The sequence below is a fragment of the Microcella sp. genome (genome assembly GCF_051860105.1).
GTDB lineage: Bacteria > Actinomycetota > Actinomycetes > Actinomycetales > Microbacteriaceae > Microcella.
Genome location: NZ_JBHYEO010000001.1, coordinates 148,864 through 167,303 on the forward strand (window position 1 = coordinate 148,864; position 18,440 = coordinate 167,303).

Sequence of the window (18,440 nt, forward strand, 5' to 3'; positions counted from 1 at the left end):
GCCGTCGCTGCGGCACGCAGCGCGGCCGGTAGCGTGCACGCATGAGCGACGAGCTGGCGGGCCTCGCCTCCGACTGGGCGACGGCTCTCGCCCCCGAGGCCGAGCGCATCCAAGAACTCATGGCGAGGCTGCGCGCCGAGACCGCGGCGGGGTCCCCGTTCCTGCCCGCCGAGAACCGGGTGCTGCGCGCCTTCACGCTCCCGCTCGCGGCGGTGCGCGTGGTCATCGTCGGGCAAGACCCGTACCCCACCCCCGGCCACCCGATCGGCCTGAGCTTCGCGGTCGACGCCGCCGTGCGGCCCCTGCCGCGCTCGCTCGTCAACGTCTACCGCGAGCTGCACGACGATCTCGGCATCGCGCCCGCCGAGCATGGCGACCTGAGCGCGTGGAGCGCCCAGGGCGTGCTTCTGCTCAACCGCGTGCTGACCGTCGCGCCCGGTCGCCCGGGCTCGCACCGCGGGCGCGGCTGGGAGGAGATCACGGCCTGCGCGCTCGCAGCGCTCGGCGCGCGCGGCGGCCCGCTCGTCGCCGTGCTGTGGGGGCGGGATGCGGCGGGCGCGGCGCCGCTGCTGGGCGGAGCGCCCGTCGTCGCGAGCGCGCATCCCAGCCCGCTGTCGGCCCGTCGCGGTTTCTTCGGATCGCGCCCGTTCAGCCGGGTCAACGCTCTGCTGCGCGACCAGGGCGCGGCGCCGATCGACTGGCGTCTACCGGAGCGGCCCGCGAAAGTAGACTGACGCGGTCGCGTCTCGAGACGGCGTGCAGAAGGGGGCGGGATGCTCGAGGAGGAGTACGAGCGCCGTCGCACCCTGCCGCCCCACCTGCGCAAGCGCCCTGAGCCTGAGGCACCGTTCGCGTTCACCGTGCGCGAGGCGGTCGAGCAGGATCTGCCGGACGTGCGCGAGATCTACAACCACTACGTCGCGAACTCGACGGTGACCTTCGACGAGTCGCCGTGGACCCTGAAAGACCTGCGCACGAAGTTCGCACGGGTGCGCGAGCTCGGGTATCCCTTCCTCGTCGCCGTCTCGCCCAACGGGGTCGTGCTCGGCTTCGCCTACGTCTACCCCTGGAAGGAGAAGGCGGCCTACCGGTTCACCGTCGAGAACTCGATCTACCTCGGGCCGGCCTCGACGGGGAAGGGGCTCGGCACGGCCCTCATGGGCGAGCTGCTCGACCGGGCCAAGGCCGCGGGCGTGAAGGAGGTCATCGCCGTCATCGCCGACCGCGGCGCCGAGGGCTCGATCGCGCTGCACGAGCGGTTCGGCTTCGAGACGACCGGGTCGATGGGCCGGGTCGGCTTCAAGTTCGGTCGGTGGCTCGGTGTCGTGATGATGCAGAAGTCGCTCGCGCGCCGACGGTGAGCCGGCGCACGAGCGGGGTCGGTGCCGCGGCTAGCGGTAGACCTGCGCGGCGACCTCGCCAGCGAGAACGACGGCCTCCTCGTAGAACGCGGGCCCGCCGAGGCTGCTGATCACCGAGATCCAGCTCTCCTGCGTGACGACGTTGTAGATCGCCGGAGCGAGACTCTCGTCGCCCTGCTGGCCGTAGGTGAAGGCGCCATCGGGCGTCGTCGCCTCGTTGAGGCCCTGCGCGGTGAGGTCGTTGATGATCGTCGCGCGGTTGGCGGTCGAGACGGGGGCGACGCTGATGAGCACGCTCGACTGGTCGACGCCGTCTTGGGCGTAGACGCAGCTGATGCCGCCCGCCAGCTGCTCCGGGGTGGGGTCGAAGAAGTAGTCGTCGCCGTAGACGCTGCCGGGTCCGCCGAGCAGGGCCAGGCTCTGCGCCGCGAACGCGTCGAGTCGTGACTGCGGCAGGATCGTCGTGCAGTCGACCGGCATCGCGAAGGTGAGGTCGCTCGGCTCGGGCTCGGTCGTCTCGACCTCGGTGGGGGTCGGCGTGGGCGTGGGCTCCTCGGCGACCGGCTCCTCCGTCGGTGCGCAGGCGGCGAGACCGCCGACGAGGATGAGAGCGGCGGTGCCGGCGAGCAGGCGCTGCGCGATCATGGTGCTCCTTGGATGATGGCCTGGAGGACGAAGAGGGAGGGCGCGCCCCGAGGCGCCCTGTGGCGCGAATCTAGCAGTCGAGGGGCCGGCGACGGCGCGATCGGGCCTCCCGGCGGGCCCCCGGAGGCGCTTTGTTGCGCAATCGATACGAGCGCACCGCGGCGAGGCGCGCCGTAGGCTCGCAGGGTGTTCGAACTCCACCACCTCAGTGTGCTCGAGCAGGGGGAGTGGCTGCGCCGAGGCCGCATCAGCCCGCGCGAGCTCGTCGAGCACTACCTCGCGCGCATCGAGCGCCACAACCCCGCGGTGGGCGCCCTGACGGTGGTCGAGGCCGACCGCGCGCTGGCCCGGGCCGATGCGCTCGAGGGGCTCGTCGCGCGGTCGGCGCCGCTGTGGGGCATCCCGATCGCCGACAAAGAGCTCGTGCAGCGCGCCGGCCAACGCACCACCTTCGGATCGCGCCTGCGTGCCGAGAACGTGCCCGCGACGAGCGACGAGCTCGTGCAGCACCTCGATGCCGCGGGGGCGATCAGCCTCGGCGCGACGGCGGCGCCGGAGTTCGGCCTGCCCTCGTACACCGAGAGCCGCGTGGCGCCGCCGGCGCGCACGCCGTACGACCTGAGCCGCGGTGCGGGCGGCTCGAGCGGGGGAGCCGCTGCGGCCGTCGCCGCCGGTCTGCTGCCCGTCGCGCCCGGCAGCGACGGCGGCGGCAGCATTCGTATTCCGGCGGCGGCATGCGGGCTCGTCGGGCTCAAGCCGTCGCGCGGGCGGGTTCCTGCCGGGAGCGGGCTCGACAAGCTCGCGGGTCTCGTCGTGCCCGGCCCGATCGCCCGCACGGTCGCCGACGCGGCGCTCGTGCTCGACGCGCTCATCGCGGCGGCGCCGTGGGAGTTCGCGACGCGCGCGCCCGTCGACCCGCCGCTCGCCTCCGGTCGCGAGCACCCGCACCACGGCCCGCTGCTCGGGGCCGCCGTGCGCGGCGAGGGCCGCTACCAGCTCGGGGTCATGACGACATCTCCGTGGGACGAGTACACAGATGTCGTGCTCGACCCCGAGGCCCGGTGGGCCCTCGACGAGGCGATCGCGGGCTTCAGCGCGCTCGGTCACGGCATCGACGACATCGCGCTCGACCCAGAGCCCGACTACGGGCGGCACTTCCGCGCGGTGTGGATGGCGAGCGCCGCGGGCATCCCCGCCCGCACCCCCGATGAGCTCGCGCTGCTCGAGCCGCTCACCGCGTGGCTCGTCGGTCGCGGGCGCGCGCTCTCGGCCGAGGCGCTCGCCGAGGCGCTCGCCTGGCTCACGGGCTTCGAGCGCCGCGTGATCCGGCGGCTGTCGACAGTGGATGCCGTGCTCACGCCCGCTCTGGCCATGACGCCGCGCCCGATCGGCTGGTACGACGCCGAGGATGCCGACCGCAACTTCACCCAGCAGGTGCAGTACACGCCGTACACGAGCTTCGTCAACGTGGCCGGGCTGCCGGCACTGACCCTGCCGGTCGGGCTCACGCCGCCGACCTCGGATCAGCCGGGGCTGCCCATGGGGGTGCAGCTCATCGGCCGCCCCGGGGGCGAGGCCACGCTGCTCGCGCTCGGGGCCCAGTGGGAGCGCGCGCGGGGCCCGCACCGCATCCATCCGCCGCAGTGGTGACCGGCGATCAGCGGTACCCGCCCTTCTCGAGCCCCGCTTCGACCTCGAAGCGGTTGTGGCGGGCATCCCGACCGGCGGCGAGGTAGAGCGGGATGAACGCGAGACCATACCTCTTCCACTGCGCGCGGTGCACGGCCTCGTGCTCAAGCACGCTGTCGCGCGTGTTGTCGTGCGTCAGGTAGGCGGCGCCGATCGTCGTGCCTCCCCGGCCGAACGCCCAGCGCGGCAGCCCCGCGCACACGATGACGCCGCCGCGCCGTGAGACGCGGAACCCGCCGAGCAGGGCGCCCCAGGCGACTCCGGCGGCCGTGGCGAACCAGTAGCCCGGGCGGGCGACGACGGGGTGCAGGCCGACGGCGCGCACGGCGCGGGTGCGGGCGAGCCGATCGACCGCCCGCGCGGCGCGGCCGCGCGACGGAGCGTCCGTCACGGCCGCCCGTAGCCTTCGAGCAGGCGCAGCCAGATCTCGCTGAGCGTCGGATACGAGGGCACGGCGTGCCAGAGCCGGTGAAGCGGCACCTCGCCGACGATCGCGATCGTCGCGGCGTGCAGCAGTTCGCCCACATCGTCGCCGACGAGCGTGAACCCGATGATGACACCGCGATCCTCGTCGACGATCATGCGCGCGGTGCCCCGGTAGTCGTCGCCGTGCACGGTCGCGCCCGCGAGCCAGCCGAGCTCGTAGTCGACGACGCGCGTGCGCAGGCCCCGCTGCTCGGCCTGCGCGGCGGTCAGGCCGACGCTCGCCACCTCGGGGCTCGTGAAGGTCACCTGCGGCACGGCGTCGTGGTCGGCCGTAGCGACGTGCGCGCCCCAGGGGGCGTCGTCGACGGATGCCCCGCTCGCGCGCGCCACGATCACGTCGCCCGCCGCCCGCGCCTGGTACTTGCCCTGGTGCGTCAGCAGCGCGCGCGTGTTCACGTCGCCGACGGCGTAGAGCCAGTCGAATCCGCGCACGCGCAGGGTGTCGTCGACCTCGAGCCCGCTGCCGGGTTCGAGGCCGATGGCCTCGAGCCCGAGGTCGCCCGTCCCGGGCGCGCGTCCCGTGGCGACGACGAGCTCGTCGACCTCGAGCACGCGGCCGCCGGGCAGCGTGAGCGCCACGGTGCCGTCGACGCGGCGATCGACCCGCTCGGGGCTCGTTTCGAGCATCACCTCGGCACCGTCGGCGCGCAGCCGTTCTGCGACGGCTTCGCCCGCGAACGGCTCCACGCCGGCGAGCAGCCCGCTGCGCGCGAGCAGCGTGACCGCGCTGCCGAGGCTCGTGAAGGCCGTCGCCATCTCGCAGCCCACCACTCCGCCCCCGATGATGGCGAGCCGCGCCGGAACCGTCTCGGTGCTCGTGATCTCCCGCGAGGTCCAAGGGTTCGCCTCCGCGAGCCCGTCGATCGGGGGGAGCGCGGCAGTGCTCCCGGTGCAGATCGCGACCGCGTGCTCGGCCGTCACCGTGCGCACCGTGCCGTCGGCCGCCGTGATGGTCACCCGGCGCTCGCCGCTGACGCGCGCGTGCCCGCGGGCGAGCGCGATGCCCGCCTTCTGCAGCCAGCGCACCTGCCCCGCGTCGTCCCAGTTGCTTGCGACGGCATCACGGCTCGCGAGCACCGCCGAGGCATCGAGGCCGCCCGACACCGCGGCGCGCGCGCCCGGCACGGCGTGGGCCGCGCGCAGCACGCTGCCCGCCCGCAGCAGCGCCTTCGACGGCATGCACGCCCAGTACGAGCACTCGCCGCCGACGAGCTCGCCCTCGACGATGAGCACGCTCAGCCCGCCCTGCACGGCCCGATCGGCGACGTTCTCACCCACCGCCCCCGCCCCGAAGACGATCAGGTCGTAGGCGTCGAGCGGCGGGAGGTCGGTCCGGGCGGTGGTGGTCTGCGGGCGCATGCGCCTACCGTCCCACGAACTCCGGGTCGGTGCGGCTGAGAAAGGCCTGCATACCGATGCGGGCATCCTCCGTCTGGGCGAGGCGCACGAGCTCGCGCGGCAGCCGCGCCTCGGCGGCGGCATCACCCTCGCGCACGGCGAGGCGGGCGTTCGCGAGCGTCGCCTGCACGGCGAGGGGGGCCTGCGCCGCGATCCGACCGGCCAGCTCGCGAGCGCGGGTCAGCTGCTCGCCCGCGGGCACGACCTCCTGCACGAGACCCATGCGGTGCGCCTCGGCGGCGTCGAATCGGTCGCCCGTGAGCATCCACCGCATCGCGTTGCCCCAGCCGGCCGCGGCGGCGAAGCGCGTCGTCGCGCCCCCGAACGGCAGGATGGCGCGGGCGACCTCGAGCTGGGCGAACACGGTGTCGTCGGCGGCGACGACGATGTCGCTCGCGAGGGCGAGCTCGATGCCGAGGGTCAGGCACGTGCCCTGCACGGCGAGCACGACGGGCTTGCTGACGCGCGTGCCGTCCATGCCCCACGGGTGGATGCCGCCCTCGGGCACCATCGCGAGCCCCTGCGGCCCGATGCGCGGAACGACATCGGCGAGGTCGAGCCCACCCGTGAAGTGGTCGCCGTGCGCGAAGACGAGGCCGACGCGCAGCTCGGGGTCGCGGTCGAGCTCGCCATAGGCGAGGGCCAGCTGCTCGAGCATCGCCACGTCGGCGGCGTTGCGCTTCTCGGGCCGGTTGAGGCCGATGAGCAGCACGTGGCCGTCGCGCTCGGTGGTCACGCGCTGAGGCGTCGGGGCGGTCTCGGGCATCGTCGTCTCGCTCATGTCCGCCAGCGTAGCCAGCGGTGCGCGCAGGATGCCCGCCCTTTGTCGCTCAGCGACGAGGTTTCAGCGGCTCAGGGCGGCCAGGATGCGCAGGATCACCGTGAGCGCGTCTCCGGCCGCACCGCCGACCTCGTCGACCTCGTCGTCGGTCGCACCCGCGCTGTCGCCCGGCACATCCTCGCGCGCCGGAGCAGGGGCGAACTCGGTGAGCCCCGCACCGACGAGCCCGAGCTGCGCGCGGGCCGCACCCACCGCGCTCGTGAGCTCGTCGAGCGCCAGGCCGAAGGGCGCCGGGAAGCCGACGCCGCTGAAGACCCCCGGGTCGAGCACATCGAGGTCGATGTGCACGTACAGCACGGGCTCGACACCCTCGGCGCGCGCGGCCGCCGCCCGCTCGGCCACGCGGTCGCCGACCTCCGCGGCCGTGACGTGCGGCATGCTCGACTCATCGATGAACTGCGCCTCCGCATCATCGAGGTCGCGCACGCCGAGCAGCAGCACGTCGCTCGCGGCGACCACGCCCGCGTCGATGAGCGAGCGCAGCACCATGCCGTGGAAGGCCTTACTGGGGGAGGTCTCGGCCGTGTTGAGATCGGCGTGCGCGTCGGCCCAGAGCAGGATCACCCGGCCCGCGCGCGCGGCGTTCTCGATGCCGGCGTATTCGACCCCGCAGTCGCCGCCGATGATGATGGGCGTGTCGTCGAGCTCGGCCAGCGACTGCTCGAGGCGCTCGCGCACGAGCCGGATCGAGCTGTAGCGCACGATGCCCGTGCCCTCGCTGTCGCCCGCCTCGAGCGGCACCTCGATGAGTCGGGTGGCGGCGCTCGGCAGGTCGGCCCTGATGGCGTGGGCGCCGTCGACGAGGCGCATGGCGCGCGATGAGCCCGAACCCTGCCACTGCGGAACGACGAGGAAGGTGCTGGTCATGCGCCCAGTCTCGCACCCTGCTCATCGCCCGACCGCTCGCGGCCGCGGAACGGCAGCCCCGCGACCGTCGACAGCAGCCACTCGAGCGGGCCGCGGCGACCGACGGCGTTCAGCGCGAGCCCGAGCCCGATCCCGCCGAGCGCCATGACGACGAGCAGGGGGATGCCCACCGCAGCCTCGAACCGTCCGGCCGGGCCGAGCGGCGCGAGCGCGGCGATCACGAGCACGTGCGCGACGTAGACGCTCAGGGCGACGCGGCCGAGGGCCGTGAGCGGGGCCGCGACGAGCAGCGCGATCCGCCGGGGCTCGGGGCCGTCGAGGGCGAGCAGGGCGGCACCGATGATCGCGATCGCGAGACCCCCCGCGCCCAGCAGCTCGGCGGTCGTGCCGCTGTGCGCCGCCGTGTCGATGCCCGGCAGCACGGCCGCCGCGCCGTAGCCGGCGACGCTCGCGGTGGCGCCGAGCCCGAGCATGAGGCCGCGCACGCGCGGGGAGCCGAGGCCCGCCCGCGCGCAGAGCAGCCCCACGAGCAGCAGCGGCAGCCAGAGGAGCGCCGGGTAGTAGCCGGTGAGCAGCCAGTCCACGAGCACCGTGCCGGGGTCGTCGCCGAGCGCCAGCGGCCCCGTCGGCTCGAGCCCCGTCAGCTCGACCACCCGATCGCGCACGAGCGGCGCGGCGACGAGGAATCCGAGTGCGACGGCGGCGAGCAGGCCGCGCGCGGCGAACAGCAGCGGCACGAGCAGCAGGAACATGACCCCGTAGGAGTCGAGGATGATCGCGATGCCGCTCGGGAGCATCCAGAGCATCACGCCCATGATCAGGAGCACCGCCGCACGGATGGCGAGGCGGCCGCGCGCGGCGCCGCGATTCGTCGGAGGCGGCTCGGCTCCGCCCGTCACGAGGCCGAGGGCCACCCCGGCGACGACGGCGAACAGCACCGACGGTCGGCCATCGACGAGCAGCTCGCCCTGCTCGGCATCACGCGGCCAGGTGTGGGCCGCCATCATGCCGAGCACGGCGAGACCGCGTGCGAGGTCGACCCCGTGCCACCGGGGTCGGGGAGTCTCGATTGCTACTGGCCGATCGCCTGCTGCGGGCCACCCGACTTCAGCGCGGCGAGGCGGGCCTCGACCTCGGTCTGCTTGTCGAGGTCTTCGAGCGACTCGAACTGGGCATCGAGGGTCGAGGCAGCGAGCTCCTGCTGCCCGAGCACCTTCGCCTCTTCGCGGCGGATCTTCTCCTCGAAACGGCCGAGCTCGCTCGTCGGGTCCATGATGTCGATGCTCTTGACGGCGTCGATTACCTGCGACTGGGCGTCGGCGATCTTGGCGCGGGCGATGAGCTGGTCGCGCTGCGAACGCAGCTCGTTGAGCTTGCCCTTCATGGCTTCGAGACCGTTCTTGAGCTTGTCGACGATCTCGCTCTGGCTCGCGATCGTCGGCTCGACGGCCTTCGCCTCGGACTCGGCCGAGAGCTGCTTGCCGAGGGCGACCTTGGCGAGGTTGTCGAACTTGTCGGCGTCGGCGGTGTTGCCGCCCGCCCGCAGCTCGTCGGCCTTGGCGCTCGCGGCGACGGCCTTGCGGCCCCAATCCTGCGCCGAGGCGATGTCTTCTGCGTGATCCTGCTCGAGCAGGCGCAGATTGCCGATGGTCTGCGCGATCGCCGCTTCGGCCTCCTGGATGCTCGCGGTGTAGTCGCGCACCATCTGGTCGAGCATCTTCTCGGGGTCTTCGGCCGCGTCGAGCATGGCGTGGATGTTGGCCTTCGCGAGCTGCGCGATACGGCCGAAGATGGACTGCTTGGACATGGGTGGTGCCTTTCTGTTCTGTCGATGGTCGGTGGAACGTCGTGGGTCGGGAGGGTCGGGTCTAGAAGCGGCCGCCGCCGCCGCGGCGCCCGGAGGATCGGCTGGAGGACGATCGACGGGTGGATCCGCCGCTCGAGGGGCGTCGGCCGCCGCTCGAGCCGAAGGTCGGTCGACGGGAGCCGCCGCCGCTGCTGAAGCCGCCCCCGCCGCCTCCGCCGCCCAGCAGGCCTCCGATGAGTCCGCCGATGAGGGCGTCGCTGACGCCGCCGCCGCGACCGCCGCCGGTCATGAGCCCGCCGACGCCGCCGGTCGGCGCCATGGTGGCCTGCAGATCGTTCTCGGCCGACTGCAGCGCCTGGCCGGCGAAGTCGAGGGCGCGCTGGGCGGCTGCGAGGGCGGCGACCGGGTCGGTGGTCGCGGCATCGGAGGCGATCTGCTCCTGGGCCTGCGCCTCGGCGAGGCGCGCGCGGGCATCGGCGCCGACCGCGCCGCGGTGGGCCGCCACGTACTCGGCAGCGCTCAGAATGCGGCTGCGCGCCGAGGTGAGCGTGCGCTCGAGCGCGGCGGCGGCCTTGCTGCGCCGCTCGCTCTCATCGCGCGCTCCCGCGAGCTGGGTGTCGAGCTCGCGGTCGGCCGCGACGACGCGCTCGAGAGCGCCGATCGGGTCGCTCGCGTCGGCCGATGCCGCGGTCGACTCGGCGGCAGCGAGGGCGCTGGCCAGGCTCGCGCTCGTCGGCAGAGCGGCCGCCGCGGCGATGCCGGCACGCAGGTCGTCGAGCTGCGCCGCCAGGGCGGTGCGCGCCTCGCCGAGATCAGTCGCGAGCCGGTCGACGTTGGCGGTGGCCGTCGTCAACTGGGCCAGGGCGAGCTGCGCCGACCGCACGTCGACGGCCGCCTCGCTCGTCTTCCCCGCCTGCTGATTCGCGGTCGCCTCGGCGAGCTCGGCGTCGGCGAGCTCGAGCAGGCGGCGAGCCTGCGTGGGGGCATCCACGACGCTCGCGATGGCGGTCGCGCCGAAGTCGGCCCGCAAGCGCGTCACCGTCGCCTCCGCGGCCTCGATCGCCGCGGGGGCGGCGGCACGCGCGCTCGTCACGGTGGCGAGGGCGGCAGGCAGGTCGTTCTCGACGTCGCGCAACGCGTCGAAGGCGTCTTCCTGAGCCTCGAGCAGGGCATCCGCCTCATCGCACGCCGAGATGATGCCCACGAGCGCGGCGCGCTTCTGCTCGTCCGTCTCAGGGTTCTCGTCATCAAGCTCGCGCCGCACGCGGAAGGCGTCGGCAACGAGCGCCTTCGCCTGGCTGAGCGCGGTGCGGAAACCCTCGGTCGGGGCCGCACCGAACTGCGCCTCGGCGAACCCGAGCTCCTGCTCGCTCGTCGTGAGGGCGTCGTCGAGCTGCACGAGCCGTCGCGACGCCGTCTGGTCGAGCTCGGCCACCGACTGCTGATCGACGGCGGCCGTCACGGGGCCATTCTTGCGGCGCGCTCGGGCGATCACGAACCACGCGACCGCACCGACGCCTCCCACCCCGAGGGCGATCGGCACGATCGGGATGCCCCCGCCCGCGTCGGCGGACGACTCGCCGTCGCCCGGCTCGTCGACGGGCCCGTCGGCCGGGGCGAGGGCGGCGGTCAGGCTGTCGGCGTACGCGATGATGCCCTCGGCCCAGTTGTCGTCGCGCAGCTCGGGCACGAGCGCATTGGTCTCGGCAGAGGCGAGCTGCGCGTCGGTCGCCGGGAACCCGGCTCCGATGCTCGAGGCGTACTCGCGGTCGTCGACGGCGATCGCGAGCAGCGCATCCCGATCGCCGAGACCCGAGAGCGCGGCCGTCTCATCGGCCCAGGCGAGACCATCGATCGAGCCCTCGAAGCGGTCGACGACGACGACGTACAGCGCGACTCCGCTCGCCTCGAACAGTCGGTCGATCGCCTGCTCGACGCTCGCGACGTCGCCGTCGAGCACCCCTGTCTGGTCGAGCACATACGCACCCGCTAGATCGACCGGCGGCACCGCGGCCGCGGGGGCCGTCGTGCTCAGCAGCAGACCGGCCGAGAGCGCCGTGACGGCGAGGATGCTGCGATGGCGCCCCATGGGCCTGCCCTTCGTCGTGCGGGTCGCGCGCGAGCGACCCTGCGGGGCGCCGTTGCGTGGTGCCGCGATTCTAGCCAGCCGGGGTTGCCGCGCGTCGAGCGGATGTCGACGAGAACCAGGCGGCCTCACTCGATGCGCAGCGGCCACTCCGACGCGATCAGGATGCTCGCCGGCTCGTCCGCTGATCGGCGGGTGTCGACGAGAGCGAGCACGGTGTACTCGCCCGCGGGCAGCGCGGCCCCATCGATGCACGACAGAGTCGACACCCGCACGGGCAGATCGAGGGAGACGCCGGGGTCGATGATCGCCATGCGCTCTGCGGCATCGACCGTGCTCGCCTCACCGACCACGACGCCACCCTGGAGGATGACCGCCTCGGCGTCGCTCGCGGTGATGACCGTGCGCGGCTCCTGCCCGGTGTTGATGACGCGTACCGTGCCCGACGGGTGAGCACCGGCGGTTGCGCCGCTCGGCAATCGCACCTCGAGGGCGAGGTCGATCGGCCCCTGATCCGGTGCGGGCGGCACGGCTCCGCACGACAGCAGCCCCTGCACGCGCGCGGTCCCGGGCTCTGACAGCAGGTCTTCGCCACCGGCGACCTCGGGCTGCGCGGTGTCGGCCGACTCGCTCGCGACGATGAGCGCGGGCGGGACGAGGGCGCTGACGGCGAGGCCGCCGACACCCAGCACGGCGACGAGACTGAGGGTGCCGACCGCCCATCGGCGCGGCCGCCGTCGGGCGCGGGCGGCGCGGATCACCGCATCCACGTCGATGCGCGATGCGGGGGGAGCCGAGGCGTCGGCGTCGTCGCGCAGCGCGCGCCCCAGGTCATCGAAGCTGGCCATGACGCTCCCTTCCGGGGTCGGTGAGAGCCGAGGCGAGCTTGGCGAGCCCGTCGCTCAGGTAGCGCTTGACCGCTCCCGAACTGATGCCGAGGTCGGCGGCGATGTCGTCGACCTTCTGATCGCCGTAGTAGCGCAGCACGACGCAGGCCCGCTCGCGGGGGCTGAGACGGTCGAGCTCGGCCTTCACGTCGAGCCGACGATCGGCGGCCGCATCCGGGCCGTCGACCTGCTCGGGTGCCGCATGAAGGTGCGCCGTCGCCCGCCAGCGGGTCGTCCGCCGCCCGCGATCGATGTAGGCCGACGCGATCGCCCGACGCACATAGGCTTCGGCCCGCTCGATCGCGAACCCGTTGCGCAGCCGGCCGAACGTCGCCACGAGACCCGATTGCACGAGGTCGGCCGCGTCGTCGGGGTCGCCGCACAGCACGTAGGCGTACCGCGTCAGGGCGTCGCCGCGCTCCGCGACGAGCGTCGCGAGCACCGACTCCCAGCCCTCGCGGGTCGTCTGCGCCACTGATCGGCCCCTCTCTCTTCGCGCTGCACGCGAGACCTCGGTGGTCTCTGCTCTCACCCTTCCAGACGAACGGTGCGGCGCGAACGTTGGGGCGCGCCGGTTTCCTTCCCGTCCGAATGCTGACACGCTGTGCCCGGGCGCGGTCGCCATTGCGACAGCGCCGTCACCCCGTCGAATGGAGAACCTCATGGCTGGACGCGTCACCGAACGAACGGCGAACTGGCGGATCTTCGGCGGGGGCGGGATGCTCGCCGGCGGCCTCCTCTGGCTGATCGCCCTCATCGCGGCGGCCGCGGGGGCGGGTGGCCCCATCACCGGGTGGCTCACGACGATCGGGTTCCTGCTGCTCGGCGCGAGCGGATTCTTCCTGGCTTTCGGTCAGACCGGGTCGAACGGCGTCGTCGGCGGTTCGGTGCTCGGCAAGCTCGGGTTCGTCGCCGTCGGCATCGGATTCCTGCTGCTCGGGTTCATCCCGCTGCTCGCCTCGTTCGGCACCGCGCTGCCCGCTGGCACGGCGACCGTCGCCCTCGTGCTCGTCGTGATCGGCGGCATCATCGGTGCCGTCGTCACCTACCAGAAGGGCGTCGCGCGCGGTGCCGCCCGCTGGTTCTTCGCCGTCCCGGTGGTGCTCTCGGTCGTCTGGCTGCTCGTCACCGCGGGCCTGCTCGCGATCACGGGCAACATCCTGCCGCTGATCGTCGCGCTCGCATTCACCCTCGCGGGCCTGCTCTTCCTGCTCAACCGGCGCTGAGCATCCGCCCTCGCCCTACTGCTGCGCGGCCGCGAGTCGGTCGCGCAGCAGGGCGAGCTGGCGGCTGAGCTCGACCGGCAGACGGTCGCCGAAGGTCGCGAAGAACGCCTCGATATCGTGCGCCTCGGCCTCGAACGCGGCCGGGTCGACGCGGAACAGCTCGCTGAGCGCGTCTTCATCGAGCTCGAGCCCCTCGACGTTGAGCGCACCCTCGCCGGGCAGCGAGCCGATGGGCGAGTCGACGGCACCGTGCTGGCCCTCGAGCCGCCCGACCATCCACTCGAGCACGCGGGCGTTCTCGCCGAATCCGGGCCAGAGGAACGAGCCGTCGGCCCCCTTGCGGAACCAGTTGACCTGGAACACGCGCGGCACCCGGGCCGATCGGCGCAGCCGGCGACCGAAGTCGAGCCAGTGCGCGAAGTAGTCGGCCATGTTGTAGCCGGCGAAGGGCAGCATCGCGAACGGGTCGCGGCGCAGCTCGCCGACGGTGCCTTCGGCGGCCGCCGTCTGCTCGGAAGCGATCGTGGCGCCCATGAAGACACCGTGATCCCAGTCGCGCGCCTCTACCACCAAGGGCACGTTGCTGGCTCGGCGGCCGCCGAAGATGATGGCGTCGATGACGACGCCTTCCGGGTCGTCCCAGTCCTCGGCGATCGAGGGGCACTGCCGGGCCGACACGGTGAACCGTGAGTTGGGGTGGGCGGCGGGGCGCCCGCTGTCGGGCGTCCACGCATCGCCGCGCCAGTCGGTGAGGCGGGCCGGCTTCTCGTCCGTCAGCCCCTCCCACCACACATCGCCGTCGTCGGTGCGGGCGACGTTCGTGAAGATCGTGTTGCCCCAGAGCGCGTCGACCGCGGTGGGGTTGGTGCGCATGCCCGTGCCGGGCGCGACTCCGAAGAAGCCGGCCTCGGGGTTGATGGCGCGCAGCCGGCCGTCGGCACCGATCCAGAGCCAGGCGATGTCGTCACCGATGGTCTCGACCTTCCAGCCGGGCAGGCTCGGCGTCATCATGGCCATGTTGGTCTTGCCGCACGCGCTCGGGAAGGCGGCCGCGAGGTGGTACGACTTGCCCGAGGGCGGCGTCACCTTGATGAGCAGCATGTGCTCGGCGAGCCAGCCCTCGTCGCGCGCCATGACCGAGGCGATGCGGAGGGCGTAGGCCTTCTTGGCGAGGATCGCGTTGCCGCCGTAGGCCGAGCCGTACGACCAGATCTCGCGCGTGGCCGGGAACTGCACGATGTACTTGGTGTCGTTGCAGGGCCATGGCACGTCCTGCTGGCCCGGGGCGAGCGGCGCGCCCACGCTGTGCACGGCCGGCACCCAGGATGCCCCGCGCGCGATCGCGTCGAGGGCCGGGTCGCCCATGCGCGTCATCGTGCCGATGCTCACGACGACGTAGGGGGAGTCGGTCACCTGCACGCCGAACCGCGCCATGGGCGACCCGATGGGGCCCATGGCGAAGGGCACGACGTACATCGTGCGCCCGCGCATGGCGCCTCGCATGACGCCCTCGAGCTCGGCGCGCATCGTGGCGGGCTCGCGCCAGTTGTTCGTGGGGCCCGCGTCGGCCTCGTTGTCGGTGCAGATGAAGGTGCGGCTCTCGAGGCGGGCCACGTCGCTCTCGGCCGAACGGGCGAGGAACGAGTAGGGACGCAGGTCGGGGTTGAGCTGCTCGATGGTGCCGGTCGAGACGAGCAGCTGCAGCAGCTCGTGGCGCTCGCGGGTCGAGCCGTCGACCCAGCGGATCTCGGCGGGCTCGAGCAGCGCGGCGATCTCCGTCACCCATGACACGACCTCGGCGGGCCGGGGCTGCGCAGCGGAGCCCGACGTAGCAGGGGTGCTCGTTGCGGGGGCGGTGGCAGGGGTGCTGTCGAGCAGTGTCATGGCGTCTCCCTCGGAGAATTCGGCGATATCCCCATGGTTGCGCCCTTGGAGCGCCGATTGCCGACGCCGCGAGTGGAAAGAAGCAGTGTTCTTTCGATATCGTCAAGGCATGAGCGATCTCGTCACCCTCGGTCAGCGCATCCGTCACTACCGCACCGCGGCCGGCCTCACCCTCGATCAGCTCGGCGATCGCGTCGGCGTCGCCGGCAGCCAGCTCTCGCTCATGGAGAACGGTCGGCGCGAGCCGCGGGTGACCCTGCTCACGGCGATCGCCGGCGAACTGGGGGCGACGCTCGGCGATCTGCTCGACACGACGCCGCCGACGCCCCGCGCTGCGCTGGAGATCGAGCTCGAGCGCGCGCAGCGCAGCCCGCACTATGCGGGCCTCGGCCTGCCCGTCGTGCGCGCGGGCCGGTCGATGCCCGACGAGGTGCTCGAGTCGCTCGTGGGTCTGCACCGTGCGCTGGTCGAGCGCGAGCGGCAGGCGATCGCGACGCCGGAGGAGGCGCGACGGGCCAACACCGCCCAGCGCCTGCACATGCGCACGGTCGACAACTACCTGCCCGAGATCGAGGAGCTCGCGCAGCAGGTCGTCGCCGAGTCGGGTCATGTGAGCGGCGCCCTCACGCACCGCGAGGTCGGCCTCATGGCGCAGAAGCTCGGCTTCGAGCTCGTCTACGTGAACGACCTGCCGCACTCGGCGCGCTCGGTCACCGACCTCGACAACGGCCGCATCTACCTGCCTCCCGCGTCGATCCCCGGCGGGCACGGCCTGCGCTCGATGGCTCTGCAGGCCATCGCGCACCGCCTGCTGCAGCACGAGGTGCCGACGAGCTACGCCGAGTTCTTGCGCCAGCGGCTCGAGATCAACTACTTCGCGGCGGCGTGCCTCATGCCGCGCGAGCAGTCGGTCGCCTTTCTCGCGCAGGCGAAGTCAGACCGCAACATCGCGGTCGAAGACTTCCGTGACGCCTTCGGGGTGACGCACGAGGCCGCGGCGCTGCGGTTCACCAACCTCGCGACGAGCCATCTCGACCTGACGGTGCACTTCATGCGCGTCGGCGGTGACGGCGCCGTCTACAAGGCCTACGAGAACGACGGCCTGCGTCTGCCGGTCGATGTCACGGGCTCGACCGAGGGGCAGCTCGTGTGCCGGAAGTGGAGCGCCCGTGCCGCGTTCGCCCGCACCAACCGCACGACCGAGTACTACCAGTACACCGACACCCCCGAGGGCACCTTCTGGGAGTCGACGCAGATCGGCTCGGGCACCGCCGACGAGTTCTCGATCACGGTCGGGGTGCCGTTCGCCGACTCCAAGTGGTTCCGCGGCCGCGACACCGTCAACCGGCACCGGTCGACGTGCCCCGACCCGGGATGCTGCAAGCGCCCGGACGGCGAACTGGCGACCCGCTGGCAGGGCAAGGTCTGGACGAGCGCCAAGCTGCACGCGCACATCCTGTCTCCGCTGCCGAGCGGCACCTTCCCCGGCGTCGATGACCAGGAGCTCTACCGGTTCCTCGAGACCCACGCGACGGACGCGACGGTCGAGTAGGCGCGGGTCACCCCTGCGGGCTGGCGCTCTTCGGGAGCTTGCGCACGGCCGCCCGGCGGCGCCGCCGGCTGGGCGTCATCGATCGCATCTCCTCCATGCGCCCGAAGCACAGCAGCCGGTCTTCCGCCTGCAGCACCTGCGAACGGCGCGGGTTCGGGATCACGGTCGTGCCCCGATTGAGGGTGAGCACCGTGATGTCGCGGTCGAGGATGCCCGAGTCGCCCAACGTGCCCCCGACGATCTCAGCCCCGGCGTGCACGACGAGCTCGGCCACGCCGTAGCCCGTCGACACCGAGAGGCGCTGCCGCACGTCGATGTCGGGGAAGGCGACCTCGTGCGAGATGTAGTCGATGATCGCGCCGGCGACGTCGAGCTTCGTCGCGCGCTCGATGCCCTCGAGCCCGGGGGAGGAGTTGACCTCCATGACGAGCGGCCCCTCGTTGCCCTCGAGCATGTCGACGCCCGCGACCCGCAGCCCCATGATCTGCGCCGAGCGCACCGCGGCGCGCTCGTACTCCGGCGTGAGGGTGACGGCCTCGACGGTGCCGCCGCGGTGCACGTTCGAGCGGAACTCGTCGCCCTCGGCCGTGCGCCGCATGGCCGCGACGACGCGGTCGCCGACGACGAGCGCGCGGATGTCGCGGCCGCGGCTCTCGGCGATGAACTGCTGGATGAGCACGTTCTGGTTGGTCGAGTGCAGCGTCTCGATGATCGCCTCGGCCACTTTGGCCTGGGGGGCGAGGATGACGCCGATGCCCTGGGTGCCCTCGAGCAGCTTGATGACGACGGGGGCGCCGCCCACGCGCTCGATGGCGGGGCGCACGTCGGCGCGGTTGCGCACGAAGGCGGTGGCGGGCATCCCGATGCCGTGTCGGCTCAGGATCTGCGTGGCTCGCAGCTTGTCGCGGGCGTTGCTGATGCCGTTCGCCGTGTTGGGGGTGAAGACGTCCATCTGCTCGAACTGGCGCACGACGGCGGTGCCGAAGTAGGTGATCGAGTTGCCGATGCGGGGCAGCACGGCGTCATAGGTCGAGAGCGGCTTTCCGCGGTAGTTGAGGTCGGGCTCGGGCCCGGTCAGGTCGACCGCGAACCGTAGGGTGTTGAGCACCTTCACGCGGTGACCGCGCTGCTCGGCGGCCGCGCGAAGCCGACCCGTCGAGTACGAGTGCGGGGCACGCGAGAGAATGGCGAGTTTCATGGGGTGCCCCTGAGAAGATGGTGGTGTGACTGAGCCCGCCCATTCAACCACCATCGCCGGGTGGCGCGAGTGGGTCGGACTGCCCTCGGCCGGTGTGCCGTGGATCAAGGCGAAACTCGATACCGGCGCCCGCTCGTCGTCGGTGCACGCCTTCGGCATCGAGACCCTGGCTCCGGATGCTGACGGCATCGAGCGCGTGCGCTTCCGGCTACGCCCGTGGCAGCGGTCCGACGCCGACACGGTCGTGGTCGAGTGCCCCGTGCACGATCGCCGCACGGTGCGCAGCTCGTCGGGTCACTCGGAGGAGCGCATCGTCGTTCTCATGGACATCACGCTCATGGGTCGCACGGTCACCGCCGAGATGACCCTCAGCAACCGCGACAGCATGGGCTTCCGCATGCTCATCGGCCGTGAGGCGCTGCGCCAGGGCTTCGTGGTCGATCCGCGCCGCTCGTTCCTCGGGGGCCGCGCCCCGAAGCCGATCCGCCGCCAGAACCGCGGCGTCGAGTAGGG

At 72.7% G+C, this 18,440-nt stretch carries 18 protein-coding genes; 6 read left to right on the plus strand and 12 right to left on the minus strand.

All coding sequences use genetic code 11. The annotated features are described in order from the left end of the window. Positions 1-41: 41 nt before the first annotated feature. Both ACTIE9_RS00780 and ACTIE9_RS00785 read left to right on the plus strand, forming a co-directional pair. Entirely contained in the window at positions 42-734 is a 693-nt protein-coding gene (locus tag ACTIE9_RS00780; protein WP_439563662.1) for a uracil-DNA glycosylase, read from the plus strand. A gap of 39 nt (positions 735-773) precedes the next feature. Further along, complete coding sequence (locus ACTIE9_RS00785) at positions 774-1,361, plus strand: GNAT family N-acetyltransferase (RefSeq protein ID WP_439563663.1); 588 nt, start codon at positions 774-776, stop codon at positions 1,359-1,361. A 30-nt stretch (positions 1,362-1,391) separates the two neighbouring features. Here ACTIE9_RS00785 and ACTIE9_RS00790 read toward each other — a convergent pair whose 3' ends face one another. Continuing rightward, a complete protein-coding gene (locus ACTIE9_RS00790; RefSeq protein WP_439563664.1) occupies positions 1,392-2,006 on the minus strand; it encodes a hypothetical protein in 615 nt (204 codons plus the stop codon). Positions 2,007-2,192: 186 nt separating this feature from the next. Between ACTIE9_RS00790 and ACTIE9_RS00795 the strand changes: the two genes are divergently transcribed. Beyond that, positions 2,193-3,656 (plus strand): amidase, encoded by a 1,464-nt coding sequence (locus tag ACTIE9_RS00795; RefSeq protein WP_439563665.1) that lies wholly within the window; start codon positions 2,193-2,195, stop codon positions 3,654-3,656. Positions 3,657-3,663: 7 nt separating this feature from the next. Here ACTIE9_RS00795 and ACTIE9_RS00800 read toward each other — a convergent pair whose 3' ends face one another. The 9 genes from ACTIE9_RS00800 to ACTIE9_RS00840 all read right to left on the minus strand — a co-directional run bounded on the left by ACTIE9_RS00800 (position 3,664) and on the right by ACTIE9_RS00840 (position 12,542). Beyond that, complete coding sequence (locus ACTIE9_RS00800; protein ID WP_439563666.1) at positions 3,664-4,086, minus strand: hypothetical protein; 423 nt, start codon at positions 4,084-4,086, stop codon at positions 3,664-3,666. Beyond that, entirely contained in the window at positions 4,083-5,540 is a 1,458-nt protein-coding gene (locus ACTIE9_RS00805; protein ID WP_439563667.1) for a dihydrolipoyl dehydrogenase family protein, read from the minus strand. Before ACTIE9_RS00805 ends, ACTIE9_RS00800 begins: the two co-directional genes overlap by 4 nt. 4 nt (positions 5,541-5,544) lie before the next feature. After that, positions 5,545-6,360 (minus strand): crotonase/enoyl-CoA hydratase family protein, encoded by an 816-nt coding sequence (locus ACTIE9_RS00810; protein WP_439563668.1) that lies wholly within the window; start codon positions 6,358-6,360, stop codon positions 5,545-5,547. Positions 6,361-6,423: 63 nt separating this feature from the next. After that, entirely contained in the window at positions 6,424-7,287 is an 864-nt protein-coding gene (locus tag ACTIE9_RS00815) for an arginase family protein (protein WP_439563669.1), read from the minus strand. After that, complete coding sequence (locus tag ACTIE9_RS00820; protein ID WP_439563731.1) at positions 7,284-8,294, minus strand: DUF418 domain-containing protein; 1,011 nt, start codon at positions 8,292-8,294, stop codon at positions 7,284-7,286. Before ACTIE9_RS00820 ends, ACTIE9_RS00815 begins: the two co-directional genes overlap by 4 nt. A 65-nt stretch (positions 8,295-8,359) precedes the next feature. After that, positions 8,360-9,094, minus strand: a complete 735-nt coding sequence (locus tag ACTIE9_RS00825; RefSeq protein WP_439563670.1) for a PspA/IM30 family protein — start codon at positions 9,092-9,094, stop codon at positions 8,360-8,362. A 61-nt stretch (positions 9,095-9,155) separates the two neighbouring features. Continuing rightward, the gene (locus tag ACTIE9_RS00830) at positions 9,156-11,183 is read right to left on the minus strand and encodes a TPM domain-containing protein (RefSeq protein ID WP_439563671.1); all 2,028 of its coding nucleotides are present in this window, start codon (positions 11,181-11,183) and stop codon (positions 9,156-9,158) included. Between the two features lie 125 nt (positions 11,184-11,308). Continuing rightward, complete coding sequence (locus ACTIE9_RS00835; protein WP_439563672.1) at positions 11,309-12,028, minus strand: hypothetical protein; 720 nt, start codon at positions 12,026-12,028, stop codon at positions 11,309-11,311. After that, on the minus strand, positions 12,012-12,542 hold the full coding sequence (locus ACTIE9_RS00840) for a sigma-70 family RNA polymerase sigma factor (protein WP_439563673.1): 531 nt from the start codon (positions 12,540-12,542) through the stop codon (positions 12,012-12,014). The genes ACTIE9_RS00835 and ACTIE9_RS00840 overlap by 17 nt, the downstream gene beginning before the upstream one ends. A 187-nt stretch (positions 12,543-12,729) precedes the next feature. Between ACTIE9_RS00840 and ACTIE9_RS00845 the strand changes: the two genes are divergently transcribed. Continuing rightward, positions 12,730-13,293: a hypothetical protein gene (locus tag ACTIE9_RS00845; RefSeq protein ID WP_439563674.1), complete on the plus strand. Its 564-nt coding sequence runs from the start codon at positions 12,730-12,732 to the stop codon at positions 13,291-13,293. Between the two features lie 15 nt (positions 13,294-13,308). Here the strand turns inward: ACTIE9_RS00845 and ACTIE9_RS00850 are convergent, their stop codons facing one another. Next, positions 13,309-15,177, minus strand: coding sequence for a phosphoenolpyruvate carboxykinase (GTP) (locus ACTIE9_RS00850; protein WP_439563675.1), 1,869 nt, complete (start codon positions 15,175-15,177; stop codon positions 13,309-13,311). Positions 15,178-15,286: 109 nt separating this feature from the next. On the opposite strand from ACTIE9_RS00850, the gene ACTIE9_RS00855 reads away from it, so the two are divergent. After that, entirely contained in the window at positions 15,287-16,729 is a 1,443-nt protein-coding gene (locus ACTIE9_RS00855) for a helix-turn-helix domain-containing protein (protein WP_439563676.1), read from the plus strand. A 7-nt stretch (positions 16,730-16,736) separates the two neighbouring features. Here the strand turns inward: ACTIE9_RS00855 and ACTIE9_RS00860 are convergent, their stop codons facing one another. Next, entirely contained in the window at positions 16,737-17,927 is a 1,191-nt protein-coding gene (locus ACTIE9_RS00860; RefSeq protein ID WP_439563677.1) for a RimK family alpha-L-glutamate ligase, read from the minus strand. Positions 17,928-17,952: 25 nt separating this feature from the next. Between ACTIE9_RS00860 and ACTIE9_RS00865 the strand changes: the two genes are divergently transcribed. Continuing rightward, entirely contained in the window at positions 17,953-18,438 is a 486-nt protein-coding gene (locus ACTIE9_RS00865; RefSeq protein ID WP_439563678.1) for an ATP-dependent zinc protease family protein, read from the plus strand. Positions 18,439-18,440: the final 2 nt, after the last annotated feature.